This is a genomic window from Acinetobacter nosocomialis NIPH 2119, from assembly GCF_000368085.1.
Lineage (GTDB): Bacteria > Pseudomonadota > Gammaproteobacteria > Pseudomonadales > Moraxellaceae > Acinetobacter > Acinetobacter nosocomialis.
This window is the reverse complement of the sequence record NZ_KB849239.1, coordinates 942,927-958,274: the sequence shown is the minus strand read 5'-3', so window position 1 is coordinate 958,274 and position 15,348 is coordinate 942,927. Positions and strand designations below refer to the sequence as shown.

The following is a 15,348-nucleotide window of genomic DNA, read 5'->3' as shown; positions in this document are numbered from 1 at the left end:
TTTTCATAAAATTAATCTTATTTGCTTAGGCTATTTGTAAACTTAAAATGATCGGAATGAATGCTTAGGCTATTTCTAAAAGTAATTAAATGGGATTTTTAAATAGCGGATACCATTTGCTTCAGGTTCCGGAAAATTTCCACCGTTCATATTAATTTGAATTGAAGGCAGAATTAATTTTGGCATTGCCAAAGTCGCATCTCTTTCCTGACGCATTTTTATGAATGAATCTTTGGAAACTCGTCGATTTAAATGGATATTGCTTTGTTTTTGAGTTTTTATATCAGTTTGACAGACATATTCATCACGACCTTCGGGCTTATAGTCATGACATAAAAACATACGCATATCGTCGGGAAGTGTGTAAAGTTTTTGTACCGAATCATAAAGTGCAGCAGCACTTCCTTTAGGAAAGTCGCATCTGGCCGAACCATAATCAGGCATGAATAAAGTATCACCTACAAAAACAGCATCACTGATCACATAGCTTAAGCAAGCGGGTGTATGCCCTGGTGTAGGAATGTTATAGGCTTCTATCTCCCCTATTTTGAAATGTTCATAATCTTCAAATAAATAGTCAAAGGGCTGATTTTCATTAAATTTCTTAAAATCAAAATTATAAATAGCCGAAAATGTTTCTTGTACAACTGAGATTTTTTGACTAATCGCAACTGTACCACCCAATTTAGATTTTAAATATTGAGCCGCAGTCATATGGTCGGCATGTACATGGGTTTCTAAAATCCATTGTACTTTGAAGTTTTGCGCCAAGACATAATCAATAATTAAATCAGCATTAGTCGTTTTTGTAGTGGCCGACGCGGGATCATAGTCAAGCACACTATCAATAATGGCGCATTGACGAGTCGCTAAATCCGCAACAACATAGCTAAAAGTATTGGTATTTTCATCAAAAAAATCTTTTACTAGAGGTTGTTGCATATCTTTAATTTCCTTTATTTAAAATTCGGAAAATAAACATTCCTACTAACATCGCGACAATAAAATAAAGTGCTTCAAAATGTCCTAATCCAACAAGAGTTAAGGCAGGCGCTGGACATATACCTGCTATTCCCCAGCCTATACCGAAAATAAAAGCGCCTACAATTAACCTTTGGTCAATCTGTGTATTCGTTGGTAATTGAATTTGTTCATTAAAAATCGTTTTTGGTTTTTTAATAGCCCTTTGAAACGGAATAAATGCCACAGCAATTGCACCTAGCATCACAAACATTAAGCTAATATCCCATTGCCCAAAAATATCTAGAAACCCTAAAACCTTTGCAGGGTTAGACATACCAGAAATCATTAACCCCAATGAAAACAAACCACCAAATATAAAAGCAAAGACATTTTTCATAAGATTACCCCAACACATGGCGAATGATATAAACGGTTAACATGCCAGCAAACATAAAAACTGCTGTCGCTATTATTGAGCGTTTTGAGAGCCGACTCATACCACAAATACCATGACCACTTGTACATCCAGAGCCTAGCCGTGTTCCAAAACCAACAAGTAACCCTGCCAGAATAAGTGCAAATGAATTGGCTTTAATTTCAATGTCGGGCTGATAAAAATAACTGTATATGAAAGGCGTAATTACGAGTCCTGCAATAAACCAGAATGCAGAACTTTTAAAAGTATCTTTAGTTGGTCTAATAAGTTGTGCCATCAAACCACTAATTCCGGCTATACGACCATTTATATATAAATATCCAACTGTTGCGATGCCGAGTAATAAACCACCAAAAAAAGCATAGACAATATTTGACATATAGCTACTCTTAACAATATATGTTTTTGTAATCTGTATTATACGCTGATTCTTTTAGAAATACTTAATATAAAACTTTTAAGTCTATAATTCTTCTTAACAAGAAAAAGCCCCAAGATTTTGGGGCTTTTATCATTAAATTAGATCTTTAATGCCTAATTGTTCAGGTAACTTTTCCATAACTTTATTTAATCTATTATTTGCTGGAGAGATACAACCTGTGTAATGGCTTAATTTTGTTTCTGTACCATTTGGTTGAATCCAAGTAATGTAATAGCTAGACATGTCAGTTGCAGTTTGCTGGCAACCCGCAGTTTTAGATTGAGTTCCTGTTTGTGGACGATAAGTTTTTAATTCATCAGCAAGTTTTTGATAATCTTTTACGCTACCTTGGATTTCTTTAACACCAAGTGTTTTTGTATATTGTTTACCTTCAAAACGAATTAAGCCTGTAGGCGCCACTTCTACTGAATAAATTGGACATGCACCGAAACATGGACTAGAAGCATAACGAATGGTTTCTTGTGTATTAGGTGCTTGCTGAACAGAAGCACAACCCATTAAAGCCAAACCGGATAAAGTTGCAAGAACTAAAAATCTCATTACATCACCTATTATTATCAAGTGGCTTTAATCTAACAAATCAGATCCAAATTGTCATTAAAGACTCATTTTTCATATCTTTATTTAATAAGACTTAGGCTATTTTTAATTTTATAAAGAAATTGTAATACAAAGCACATAAAAAAAGGCCCATCTTTCGATGAGCCTTAAGCCAATTAAAGCTTAAATTCCTGAAATACAAATTATTACTGGGTAGTAATAACCTGCGCCAACCATTCTATAGTAATGCAATACATTATTTAAATATAATATAAGTATATATTTACGCTTGTTTTTCCAACAAAAAAAACATGTTTTTCAAGCCTAAAAAGCTAATAATGTTTATTTTTAATTAAAATTCACAATCTTAAGTTAAACAAAACTTAATAAACTTATTAATCTTATTTATAGGTAAAACATTATAAAAAATGCTTAATAGTTCGGCTATCTCTAGCGTTCAGAATAAAACATTTATAGGTATATTTTAAGTTTAGCAATAACTTCAAGCACTTTTTTACTATTTGGTAAAGCTATCTCACTAAAATTATAGAATTTCCGCAAACACTCTAATAGAAAAAAGATATTAAAAAAAATAAGGGCAAAAGAAAATTTATCCTTTTGCCCTCTTTAATTACTTCTCTAAACTATATGCGATCACATAATCACCATGGTCTGGAGACTGACGTGCACCACCCGCGGTAACCACTACATACTGTTTACCTGTTTTAGGTGAGACATAGCTGATTGGTGTACCTTGGCTACCTACTGGCATACGTGACTTCCACAGCTCTTTACCTGTAGATGAATCAAAAGCACGCAAGTAGTAATCTTGAGTTGCAGCAAAGAAGACTAAACCACCTTGAGTTGCCATCGGTCCACCAATAGTCGGCATACCGATCGGTGCTTTTAAGCCCATCTTAATACCTAAAGGTCCAGTGTCTTCAACTGTGCCAAGTGGTACTTGCCATGCAACCTGACGAGTTTTCATATCAATTGCAGTCATGGTACCAAATGGTGGTTTTTGACATGGAATACTTAAAGCAGACATAAAGCGGTTTTTATTTACTTTATATGGTGTACCTTTCATTGGTACAGCCCCCATACCTGTATTTACTTTTTCACCGCCACTCGCCTGAATCTTAATATCTTCAGGGGTTTGTTTAATGAGTTGAACCCATAAACCAAGACGCATGTCGTTTACGAACATGTAACGATGAGTCGGGTCAAAAGCAATACTTCCCCAGTTCATGCCACCTAAAGAACCAGGAAAACTTAATGAAACATCAGTACCCGGTGCAGTAAATAAACCTTCGTAACGCATTGACTTAAAGTTAATACGGCACATGAGCTGATCAAACGGTGTAGCACCCCACATATCTGACTCAGTTAAAGTCTGATTACCAATTTGAGGCATTTCAACTGAACGTGGTTGAGTTAAACTATATTGCTCACCCGGAATATTCGCAGCTTTCACTGGCTGTTCAATCACTTTAGTAAGTGGTTTACCAGTTACACGGTCAAGAACAAAGAATTGGCCTGATTTAGTTCCAATCACAACAGCTGGCTTAGTCGTACCATCTTTTAATGGAAAGTCGACTAGACTTGGTTGCATTGGTAAATCAAAGTCCCATAAGTCATTATGAACAGTTTGATATACCCACTTTTCTTTACCCGTTGTCGCATCGAGTGCCAACACAGAAGTATTGTATTTGTGATCTAAAGGGTTACGGTTACCACCCCAAATATCAACAGATGAACTCCCCATAGGTAAGAACACTGTATTCATTTGTGGGTCATACGACATAGCGGCCCAAGAGTTTGCCGAACTACGTTTATACGTTTCACCTGGTTTTAGAACATGGTTAGGATCAGGGTTACGTGGGTCAAATGCCCAGCGGAGTTTACCTGTAATCACATCATAACCACGGATTACGCCACCCGGCATATCTGCTGCCACGTTATCTGCGATACGGCTGCCGACTACAATAGTAGTACCTGCTATCGTTGGTGCAGAAGTCACTTCAAAACGTGGAGCTTTTGTTCCATCCCCTAAGCCTTCGAGCAGGTTAACTGTTCCATTCACACCAAAGTCAGCACAACGTTCACCAGTATCTGCATTGACTGCAATTAAACGAGCATCGGGAGTATTGGTATATACACGGCGTGGACATGCTGTGTTGGCCGCAACAGTAGTGACCGGAGTTGCACCAGCTAAAGTTGGTTGTACAAGCGTTTTTGTTGAATCAAAGTATGCAACACCACGGCAACGCTCCCAAGCATCGGCTTTAGAGTTCACCTCAGCTTTCCAAAGCTGTTTACCCGAATCAGCATCTATTGCAAAAATATTGTTATGCGGCGTACATAAAAAGACTTTATTTCCAACTTGTAGTGGGGTCATTTGGTCTTCAGCACCATTACCGCTACCCGTTGTAAAATCACCTGTTCTAAAGCGCCATGCTTCTTTTAACTTATGAACGTTATCTCGATTAATTTGATCGAGAGCAACGAAACGACTACCGCCAGAATCATTACCATAATTTTCCCAATTCACCTGTTTTTTAGCAGGGTCAACTGGCACTAAAGGTAGCTTTTGACCTGAGCTTGCTACTGTCGGGTGCGGTTGAAACATTTGGTAAAGCGCAATCAACATACCAACAACAACTAGTCCACCAACAGCATATGCTGAAGATGCTGAACCATTTTGAAATTGGTAACGTCGAATTGAAGGTAAGGTAAATAACAACGCAGCAAAAAGACCAGCAGGAAACATTAAGCGCGAGAATAACGGCCAAAATTCCCATCCAGCGTCAATCAGTGACCAAATTACCGTACCGATAAAAACAACTGCAAAAATCCAGACACCAAGTGCTTTTTTACGGAAGATACTAATTGCCGAAATGGTTATAAACAGTCCTGAGATAAGGAAATACCAAGAACCGCCGAGTGATACTAGTTTTCCACCACCTACAATGTAAAAAACACCGGTAGCCAATAAAACTAGACCTAAAATAAAACACCATATTTTGAATAAGATATGAAACTTAGAATCTGACTCAGACATAGATCCTACTCCACATATACTGAACACAAATAGTTCAAGCATTTGGGCCAGTTAAACTATGTCTAACCAGCCATCAATATTGTTAAAAATTAACTTTTACACTCAGGCCCGCCACCCAAGCATCATCAACTTCTTTTACACCAGCAGGTTGATGGATATATTGAATATTTGGTCGCAGCATGACGGCCGGAGACCATTGATAGGTATAGTTCAATTCAACGTTTAGTTCGTCGTCCTGAATTGGAATATAGTTAGATGCGATCGGATCATAGCTATAATATCCACGGCTTTCATTTGTCGCGATCTGCTTATCTTTAGCACGGTCATTAACGACATAATTGGCAATACCAAAACCAATTGAATCATTTGGTCGGCTGTCAAATGGGCCCTTATACCAAAGTGCAAGTTGTTGTGTACTTTGTACAAAGGTCGTTGCTTTATCATTTACAACGCCATTAAAACTTACATATAAACCGCGTTTCGGATCTTGGCCGGCATGGCTAAGTTGTTGCTGCGCATTAATCCAGAAGCTTTGTTTTCCGTCATGAACTTTACCTGCAGTTTTAATATCATTTGCTTCTGCGGTTGAGTAAAGTGCACCTACTTTATATTCACCCGGTAAACCATTGAAAGCAGCAAGTTTTGGTTTCCATGCAAGTTCAACCGGTATAGTAGCGCCCTTGACGTTATTCATATCCAGATTAAAACCATCACTGTTTGATTCGGTTTTAATATTGTCTGGATTGACCTCATACACGCCAACACCTAAAGTCCACTCAGGTGCAAACTGATATTTAACATTTGCAGCCCAAACACCAACTGGTGAGTTATACCAAATTGAACCAATTGATTTTCCTAACTGCCCACCACAAAGCAATAAGTTCTGAAACTCACATTGAGAACTATTAAAGTCCTCTGACATTCCCATACGACCAACTTTGACTTGTACGGTATTATCAGCAAAGCCTTTTTTTATCCATGCTTGAGATAAACGCCAGATTTTGCCACGACCATAAATCTCTTGTGCGTTACCAAGTTGGCTAGAGCGTGGGTCTTTAATACGCTCTAAAGTAAGCGCATTACCGTCACGTTTAGTCACAACTAAGCTTGCGGTTGTATCTTTCCATCCAGCAATTTTGTCTAAATCGAAAGTTGCACCCAAAGAAAGCTGCGCAGCATTCTCAAAAGTATTGCTGTCGTTATACCCACCATCTAAATTTGTGGCAGCTTGGCTCATGATAGAAGCTGTAAATTTATAACCCTGTTGCTCTAATTGTTGACGCTCACCATTCCAGTCACCCAATAACCATTGGCGGTCTTGTGACCACGGCTCATTCGCAAGTGCAAATTGGCTACCTAATACAGCAATTGTTAATACACTCAGTTTCATTACGTTTGGCATTTCAAGTCCCTTTTATCTTTTCTAAAATGCGCCCCCTGTTTTGAGGCGCTTTATTTTTTGTTATTTAACTTGCACAAACCCAAGCTCAGAAGTTGCACCAAAGTGATCCGTTACATTTGCTGTAATTGAGGCAACTTTGACTGTTGGCTTCCAATTGGCTTTTGCGTTGCCTTGTGCGTCTGTCGCAACTGTTATAGTCCCTAAATACTGCTCAGCTTCTTTTGATGTCGCACTCTGGTTGCCAAAAAACTCAACTTGGTAACGTTGGTTTGGTAAACCATTTACCTCTATATTAACTGAACCTTTATTTGCTGTTAACTTAGGTGCTTTAATACCCTGATTCGGCTGAGCATTACAACCTTGTTCATTTGGCTGAGTACATGTTTTTTGTAGTTTAGATGGCTCAATCACCACACCACCACCACGAGAACCAACAAATCCTTCATGCTCAAGCGCAGGAACTCCAAATACAATTGCACCTAAACGCTGATTTGGTACACATGAACCACCTGCTTCGCAGCGTTTAATATCTTTACCGTTGTCCCAAATTAGGTTTTTAGTCAGTGTAATTCTTGCATTTGCATCTTTTTCTGAGCGAATGGCAACACCAATACGATTGCCATGCACTTTATTGCTATCAAGAATATTGCCATCACCCGTCATGTTAAAACCAATCGAGTTATTGGTCATTTCGTTGTAGGCAATATAGTTACGCTTACCCCAGTTAATCTGTAAGCCATCCGAATAATTTTCAAACTTGTTTCCAACTACAGCATTGTCATTGCCCCACAAGATTTCAATACCTTGTGATGGCTCTGGATTTACTTTGGTAGAAACAAAATGGTTATTTGCAATCAGGTTAAATGCTGCACCACGTGTTAGTTCTAAACCATCACCATTGTCTTGGAAAATGTTATCTAAAACTTTGTTGTTATTAGTCGTGGTTGCAGTTGGATTGCCTTTACCATCATCGCCCGTGATCATGACCCCAGCTCCACCATAGTTATTACTAATACGGTTGTGTTGAATGAGGTTATTGCTTGAACGGTTAACCAATACGCCAATGCAGAACCGGTGGATATCTAGACCTTTTAAAGTCACGTTATTGACATCACGTAGTACAAAACCCGGTAAAGTCATAGTACGTACATTGGTGCCATACTGCTCAGGATTTGCTCCCGGGCAAGCTTTTGCACCTTCACCTTTAATATAATTTGAACCATCAATTGCAATGTATTCACCAGTTTTATCCCACTGGGTTCCAATAATTTTGATAGGTGCTTTAATTTCAGGAAGCGGGCTGTTTAATTTAATTGCATAAGGTGCTTTGCCTACTGCTTGAATCAAGATATCGCTAGCTTCGCTTGGGTTCGTATTGGCTTGTTCAATTGCCCAGCGTAAAGAGCCTTTATTGCTATCGTCTTGATAACGGTCAACCACATAAGTTTGAGCCGTAACTATGCCTGAAACCATCAAACCTAATGCAAGAGTAGTTAAACGTAATGTAGTCATTTCATCATATCCTTATGATTTATGGGTTTGTTGGTTGAACGGTTTGTAAAATCTGTTTGAGCTTAGTCACATCAATTTGACCCGGTGCAGAAGCTTGACCAATCATGCCAAAGCTATAACTTCCGCCCATATTGGCAGTTGCAACACGAGAAATCGTACCTAATTGGCCCATCGACATCGTCAATAATGGTTTAGTGGTTTGCTGACTTACTTTTAAAGTTGCATTCATTAAAGTGAAAACGTCTTGTTTAGATTTAGGCATTACAGCAATTTTGAGAATATCTGCACCCATTTGATCTTGTTTTAACAAGCGTTTTTCAATTTCATCTTCGCTTGGCGTTTTTTGAAAGTCGTGATTAGACATCACAACGAGCACTTTCTTTTGATGTGCTTTTTGAACTATTTCTGAAACTACTTTTTGATCACGGAACATTTCAACATCTAACCAGTCCATGAACGGATTTTTTAAGTAAGCTTGATAGGTCTTACCATAATCCGCATCACTAATTTCAAGCTGACCTCCTTCGTTTTTCGTACGAATGGTGGCAATCAATGGCTTGTTGCCTAAAATCTTTTTCAACTCATGACCTAAGGCAATGACTTGTTTTGTATCGCTTGCAAAGCTTAATAAATCGATACGGAACTCTGCCAAATCAGCATCTGCTGTATTTGCAATCACTTGAGCCTGTGCCAGAGCTTGTTCTTTGGTTTTTGCAGTAATCGGAACAATCGTTTTAACAGCTGTAGATGCAGGTTGTGTTTGAGCAGCCAAAACGACAGGTTCAGCATTTGCCTGTGCTGTAAAAAACGGGACTGCAAGCAAACTTAGGCTTAATAATGTTTTCATGTTCATAGAGTTCATCCTTAAAAAGGCTACACACATCCTTGAATAATCAGGTGTAGCCTTAGGTGTTTCTTAAATATCAAAAAATACAGTTTCGTCATCGCCTTGAATGCGAATATCGAAGCGGTAAACAACCTCACCATTTTCTTCAAAACGTTTCGCAATAAGTGTTTGGCGACGTGGTGCCCATTCAATACTATTTAGAATTGGGTCGTTAGCATTTGCCTCAGCTTCATCGTCAAAATAAACACGTGTATGAAGACCTAAGTTAATACCGCGAGCGAAAATGACTAATGCAATATGTGGTGCCTGAGTTGAGCCTTTACGGCCTGCTGTCGCGCCCGGTTTAATCGTATTGAAACTCCAAACGCCTGTTTCAAAGTCTGCACCTGTACGACCCCAGCCGTGAAATGCAGGATCAGCTTTTTGCTCCCGTGTATCGGCATGACTTGGGTAGATACCATTTGCATCGGCCTGCCAAATCTCGATAAGCACATCACGTAAAGGTAGACCTAACCCGTCAAACACTTGACCTTCAAGACGAATACGTTCACCTTGAGTCTGGTCTTGTACTAATTGGTTATTAAAGTTGTTTTCAAACACTTCGATATTTGCTTGTTGTGGCAATAATCCAATATGAACGTAAGGACCACCTGTTTGAGATGGAGTTTCTTTTAATTCCTGAAAATTCCAGTTATTCATGCTCGTGCTCCCGATTAAGTCAATTCATTTTCGAAGTAAGTCGCTCGACGACCACGCAAAGTGATGTCGAAACGGTAACAACGGCTATCGGCTTCGATAAAGTTGTTTTTATCTTCTAGTGCAATCAATGCACGACGTTGATCTTCAGAAGGAATTGTTTTTAAGATCGGGCAAGTGTCGATGAGCGTGTCGCCTTCAAAATAAAATTGCGAAATCAAACGCTGCGCCCAACCATCAGCAATTAATGAGAAATGAATATGGGCAGGACGCCATTCATTAATACGGTTACGCCATGGGTACGGACCCGGTTTAATGGTACGGAAAATATAAAAACCGTTTTCATCTGTTAAGGTACGACCACAACCACCAAAGTTAGGGTCCATTGCACCAATAAACTTGTCATTTGGATGACGATAACGACCAGAAGCATTGGCTTGCCATACTTCTAGAAGTGCATTTTTTACAGGACGACCAAACTGATCACGAACATAGCCATGAACAATGACACGCTCACCAATTGGCAAACCATCTTTGGCATAGTTCAAAATCAAATCGTTATCTTTTGGACCAAACAGATTTGAAGAAAAATGCGGTGCAGTAACTTCAGTTAAAGTCTCGTTAATAGAGATCAATGCATTTTTTGGCGAACGCAATACACTTGTTTTATAACCTGGCGTATATGCTGGTGGATGATCATCTGTATTACGTTGGGCGTAGGCACCCCAGCTATGTTGTGACATCTTTATCTCCTTAATCCTGTTCTTTCGCTGCAATTGGGTTTACTTCTATTCCCAACTCTTTAAAGACTTCTTCAGCCATGTGCATTGCAGCGTTTGCAGCAGGTAAACCTGCATAGAGTGAACTGTGTAAGATCAGCTCTTTTAAATCTTCTTTGGTTACACCATTGTTAAAACAAGCACGTAAATGCATGCGTAGTTCATCTTCACGGCCCAGTGCCAATAAAATTGCGATAGTCACTAAACTACGTGTATGACGTGGCAAGCCCGGACGCGACCACACCTCACCCCATGCGTAACGGCTAATAAAATTTTGAAAATCTTGGTTAAAGTCATTTAGGTTTTGCAAAGACCGACCAACATGCTTTTCACCTAAAACTTCAGTCCGCACTTCAATGCCTTGTTTATAGCGTTGTTCATCATTCATTGTGATAGACCTCTATTAAGTTGCATCGGTATGCGCAACAAGTGATTTAACAAATACAGCAACAGCCGCAGCAGTCGCTGGAATTAGTAATAAACTGAGAATAGCGGTGAATGACCAATCATTACCGAGTAGCACCGCACCAATCCATGCACCAAATACCGCACCAAAACGTCCAATACCAGTCATCCAAGAAACACCCGTTGCACGGCACTGAGTTGGATAGAAGCGTGCACTTAACGCAGGCATCGAAGATTGCGCACCATTAATGGCGATACCCGCACAAAGCACTAATACTGCAAGTAAGGTTGAGTTGCCTAAGCTTTGACCGACCGCAATTGCAAATAGACCTGCGGCAAAGTAGAAAATGGCGATGACTCGGTTTGGGTTGAATTTGTCCATTGCCCAGCCAATGAACAATGCGCTTACCACACCGCCGAACTGGAACAAACCTCCAATAAATGCAGCACGCTCCATCGAAGCACCTGTTTCACGCATAAGTGTTGGTAACCAGCTTGTCAGCAAGTACACAACCACGAGTCCCATGAAGTAAGTTACCCAAAGTAAAATTGTTCCTTTGGCATATGGCTTAGAAAACATAATTCCAAAGACATTTTTCTTTTGAGCTGTTTCAGTTTTTTCTTCAGGAACGTGAAATGCAGTCGCATTCTGAATTTGTGTTGGCGCGATATGATTTAAAATTTTGCGAACTTTTTCTGGATTCTTACCTTTCACGATTAAGAAGCGGTAAGACTCAGGTAGCACTAAAATCACTAAAATCATTAAAATTAAAGGTGACCAGCCGCCGAGCAAAAATAAACTATGCCAACCGTAGGTAGGGATAAGCCAACTGCTAATAAAACCGCCAGTAGCCATACCCAAGTTGTAGCCACAGAACATACATGTCACGAGTAATGAGCGAATGCGGGTTGGACAGTACTCAGAAAATAAAGTGGTGGCATTTGGCATTGCTGCACCAAGGCCAATACCGGTTAAAAAACGTAAAACGACAAGGCTATCCAAGTTGGTTGCATAAGCAGATGCCAAAGTAAAACCACCGAACACAAGCATTGCCACAGCTAAAACAACTTTTCGACCGAAACGGTCCGCTGTCGGACCAGAAACTAAAGCGCCAATAATCATTCCACCAAGTGCTGCACTCATCACCGGTCCTAACTGAGAACGATCAATTCCCCAGTCTTGTGCCAATGCTGGTGCAATAAAGCCCATCGCAGCTGTATCAATACCATCAGTAAAAATAATTAAGAAACAGATGATTGCGATCATCCATTGATATTTACTAAGTGGAACATCATTAATCAGTGCTTGAGCATCGATGCTTTTGTTTGGTGTAGCGTAATCCTGAGACGCCATATTTGCCTCCTTAAGGCCAATTCCTTTTAAATTACTAAGCGATTAGATTTGCTGAATAAACCTAGTCAATTCCTGAGTAAATCTCTGTGGTTGCTCAATATTAGAAAGATGTGATGCTTCGAGTTTTGCTAACTGACTGTTCTTAATTGCCTTCTGCATAAATTCGGCATCTGCTACTGTAGTTACCGGATCTTCTGTTCCTGCAATCAGCAGTACTGGAATTTGAATTTGTGCAATTTCATCTCTTAAATCGGCATACGCTAAAGCACGACATGCATTGGCATAACCTTGTGCTGGTGTGTTTGCCAGACTTTGAATCGTCGTCTGTGCAACAATATTATGTTGATAGTCGAATTTTTCACTGAACCAGCGGGTATGTGTGGTTTTAACCAGCTCAGCTAAACCATTTTGTTCTACCGATTCAGCACGACTTAACCAAGCTTCAGTCTGACCAATTTTGGCTGCCGAGTTTGCAACCGTAATACTATTAAAACGATTTGGATGATGAATACCTAACCACAGTCCTGTAATACCACCCATTGAAATGCCACAAAAATGAGCTTTTTCAATATTCAAGGCATCTAAAATATCAACAACATCTTCAGCTAAGTTTTGCAATGTAGTGTCACTAATTACATCACTTTCACCATGACCACGTGTGTCGTATGTAATGACATTAAAATGACTTTTTAATTCATTCAGCTGAGGTTGCCACATACCGTGGTCTGTTCCTAATGAATTAGAAAACACAAGCACAGGCGCATCTTTTAGACCATCTATATAAACTGCTAACTGTTTTCCTTGACGATTACGAATAGTCTGTTTCACTTTGACTCTCCTTGTGCTTCTTGCAAAACCGCATCAATCTGTTGCTGAATATTGCCTAAATAATTTTCTGGTTTGAAAATATCTCGTATTTCTTGCTGGTTAAACTGTCCTTTTACTTCATCTAGTTGGCTAACAACATCAAACAAATGCTGGTTTTGTGCTATCGCTGTTTTACATGCAGCTTCAACTAAATGATGAGCATTTAAACGGCCAATCTTGGGAGCAAGTGCCATCATCACAGCTTCTGCCATAATTAATCCGTTGGTACACTCAAGGTTCTGTTGCATATGTTCAGCATTAACTTCAAAACCTTGTAGAACTTCACTAGTACGGCTTAATGCTCCAGCACAAAGCTGAAAGATTTCTGGAACTGCTAACCATTCTGCATGCCATGCACCTAAACTCCGTTCATGTTCCTGTACCATGCTTTGATAAATGCTAGACATCAGCGCTGGTACACGGTTCGCCGCGGCTAATACGGATGCTGCCGCAACTGGATTACGCTTATGCGGCATGGTCGATGAACCACCACGACCCTTCGCAGTTGGCTCAAACAACTCTGCAATTTCAGTTTGCATCATGAGTGACCAGTCGCGTGCCATCTTGCCCGTATTCCCGACAATCATGCCAAGCACACTTGCAATTTCTACAATACGGTCACGCTCACCATGCCATGTACTTGTTGGTACAGTCAGATTAAGTTGTTTCGCAAATGCGCTGACCACAAGCGAACCTTGGTCTTGCAAAGAAGCTAATGAACCCACAGCACCGCCTAACTGAGCAGTGAGCACACGTGATTTCATTGCTTGTATACGGTCTAAATCACGTTTAAATGCAGAAGCCCAACGAGTAAGCTTATGCCCTAAAGTAATAGGTAAAGCTTGCTGTAACCATGTACGCCCAATCATGACTTGATGGCGATATTGTTTAGCTTGTTGTAATGCTGTGGTGTAGCACTGTTGAAGGTGTGCTTCCACAACACTCAACGCATCACGGCATTGCAAAATACAAGCTGTGTCTAAAATATCCTGACTGGTTGCACCCCAATGTACATAGCGGGAAGCATCTTCATCAATATCTTTAACAATTGCCGTAAGCTGCTTTACAAACGGAATTGCGATATTTCCAGCTAAGCCAGTTGCGACAGCCAAAGCCGAAAAATCAAACTTTTCTAGCGCCTGCTCACCTACTTGAGCAATAGTATTTGCTGCATTTTGAGGAATCACGCCAACTTGTGCCTGAGCTTGGGCTAACGCAACTTCAACCTGAATCATGTATGCGATTAAAGATGAATCACTAAAGATGTCTGTGACGTCTTTTTGGTAAAACAAGCTGGCATATAACTGGCTCATGATTAGACTCTCTCAATAATCAAAGCAATGCCTTGTCCCACACCAATACACATCGAACACAAGGCATAACGGCCGCCTGTTTGCTCAAGCTGGTTTAAGGCAGTGGTTACGAGGCGTGCACCTGATGCACCAAGCGGATGACCCAAAGCAATGGCGCCACCGTTTGGATTTACCTTGTCAGAGTTGTCTGGTAAATCTAAATCACGAGTCACTGCCAAAGCCTGTGCAGCAAAGGCTTCATTCAGCTCAATTACATCCATTTGCTCTAAAGTCAGGTTGGTTTGTTTAAGTAATTTTTTAATGGCTGGTGCTGGAGCAAAACCCATAATGCGTGGTTCTACACCCACCGCTGTTGAAGCAATGATCTTGGCACGTGGTTTGAGGTTATAAGCTTGAACTGCCTCATCAGAAGCAATCAGCAATGCTGCTGCGCCATCATTAATACCTGAAGCATTGCCCGCAGTAACTGTACCCTCTGCTTTTACAACTGGTTTAAGTTTGCTTAAACCTTCAAGTGTGGTGGATGCACGTGGATGTTCATCGGTATCAATCACAACAGCATCTCCCTTACGCTGAGGGATTTCAACTGCCACGATTTCTTTAGAAAAAAAGCCTTTGGCTTGCGCGCTTGCGGTGCGTTGTTGGCTCACCAAGGCAAACTGGTCCTGATCTGCACGATTAACGTTGAACTGTTCAGCCACGTTTTCGGCAGTCTGGGGCATGGTGTCTAC

General features: G+C 40.1%; 15 protein-coding genes. All 15 read right to left on the bottom strand.

Annotated features, from left to right (window positions below; genetic code table 11):
• Nucleotides 1-75 precede the first annotated feature (75 nt).
• Entirely contained in the window at nucleotides 76-942 is an 867-nt protein-coding gene (locus F984_RS08570) for an MBL fold metallo-hydrolase (protein WP_004708553.1), read from the bottom strand.
• Nucleotides 943-946: 4 nt separating this feature from the next.
• Nucleotides 947-1,360, bottom strand: coding sequence for a DUF6691 family protein (locus F984_RS08565; protein ID WP_002048828.1), 414 nt, complete (start codon nucleotides 1,358-1,360; stop codon nucleotides 947-949).
• Between the two features lie 4 nt (nucleotides 1,361-1,364).
• The gene (locus F984_RS08560) at nucleotides 1,365-1,778 is read right to left on the bottom strand and encodes a YeeE/YedE family protein (RefSeq protein WP_004708549.1); all 414 of its coding nucleotides are present in this window, start codon (nucleotides 1,776-1,778) and stop codon (nucleotides 1,365-1,367) included.
• A 135-nt stretch (nucleotides 1,779-1,913) separates the two neighbouring features.
• Nucleotides 1,914-2,381, bottom strand: coding sequence for a DUF6438 domain-containing protein (locus F984_RS08555; RefSeq protein WP_002048825.1), 468 nt, complete (start codon nucleotides 2,379-2,381; stop codon nucleotides 1,914-1,916).
• Nucleotides 2,382-3,012: 631 nt separating this feature from the next.
• Nucleotides 3,013-5,442: a glucose/quinate/shikimate family membrane-bound PQQ-dependent dehydrogenase gene (locus F984_RS08550; protein WP_002048874.1), complete on the bottom strand. Its 2,430-nt coding sequence runs from the start codon at nucleotides 5,440-5,442 to the stop codon at nucleotides 3,013-3,015.
• Between the two features lie 82 nt (nucleotides 5,443-5,524).
• Nucleotides 5,525-6,844: a carbohydrate porin gene (locus tag F984_RS08545; protein WP_004708545.1), complete on the bottom strand. Its 1,320-nt coding sequence runs from the start codon at nucleotides 6,842-6,844 to the stop codon at nucleotides 5,525-5,527.
• Between the two features lie 60 nt (nucleotides 6,845-6,904).
• Entirely contained in the window at nucleotides 6,905-8,356 is a 1,452-nt protein-coding gene (locus tag F984_RS08540; RefSeq protein ID WP_004708543.1) for a NosD domain-containing protein, read from the bottom strand.
• Nucleotides 8,357-8,375: 19 nt separating this feature from the next.
• A complete protein-coding gene (gene aroD / locus F984_RS08535) occupies nucleotides 8,376-9,203 on the bottom strand; it encodes a type I 3-dehydroquinate dehydratase (protein ID WP_080631616.1) in 828 nt (275 codons plus the stop codon).
• Nucleotides 9,204-9,272: 69 nt separating this feature from the next.
• Complete coding sequence (pcaG, locus tag F984_RS08530) at nucleotides 9,273-9,902, bottom strand: protocatechuate 3,4-dioxygenase subunit alpha (protein WP_004708539.1); 630 nt, start codon at nucleotides 9,900-9,902, stop codon at nucleotides 9,273-9,275.
• A gap of 14 nt (nucleotides 9,903-9,916) precedes the next feature.
• Nucleotides 9,917-10,642 carry a protocatechuate 3,4-dioxygenase subunit beta gene (gene pcaH / locus F984_RS08525; RefSeq protein ID WP_000077913.1) on the bottom strand — a complete coding sequence of 242 codons (726 nt, stop codon included), beginning with the start codon at nucleotides 10,640-10,642 and terminating at the stop codon, nucleotides 9,917-9,919.
• A 10-nt stretch (nucleotides 10,643-10,652) separates the two neighbouring features.
• Entirely contained in the window at nucleotides 10,653-11,066 is a 414-nt protein-coding gene (gene pcaC, locus F984_RS08520) for a 4-carboxymuconolactone decarboxylase (RefSeq protein WP_000997505.1), read from the bottom strand.
• Between the two features lie 15 nt (nucleotides 11,067-11,081).
• On the bottom strand, nucleotides 11,082-12,437 hold the full coding sequence (locus tag F984_RS08515) for a 4-hydroxybenzoate transporter PcaK (RefSeq protein WP_004708536.1): 1,356 nt from the start codon (nucleotides 12,435-12,437) through the stop codon (nucleotides 11,082-11,084).
• A 42-nt stretch (nucleotides 12,438-12,479) separates the two neighbouring features.
• Nucleotides 12,480-13,265, bottom strand: coding sequence for a 3-oxoadipate enol-lactonase (pcaD, locus tag F984_RS08510; protein WP_004708533.1), 786 nt, complete (start codon nucleotides 13,263-13,265; stop codon nucleotides 12,480-12,482).
• The gene (locus tag F984_RS08505; RefSeq protein ID WP_004708531.1) at nucleotides 13,262-14,617 is read right to left on the bottom strand and encodes a 3-carboxy-cis,cis-muconate cycloisomerase; all 1,356 of its coding nucleotides are present in this window, start codon (nucleotides 14,615-14,617) and stop codon (nucleotides 13,262-13,264) included. Before F984_RS08505 ends, pcaD begins: the two co-directional genes overlap by 4 nt.
• Nucleotides 14,618-14,619: 2 nt before the next feature.
• The coding region (locus tag F984_RS08500; RefSeq protein ID WP_004708529.1) for an acetyl-CoA C-acyltransferase at nucleotides 14,620-15,348 on the bottom strand (729 nt) is incomplete at its 5' end.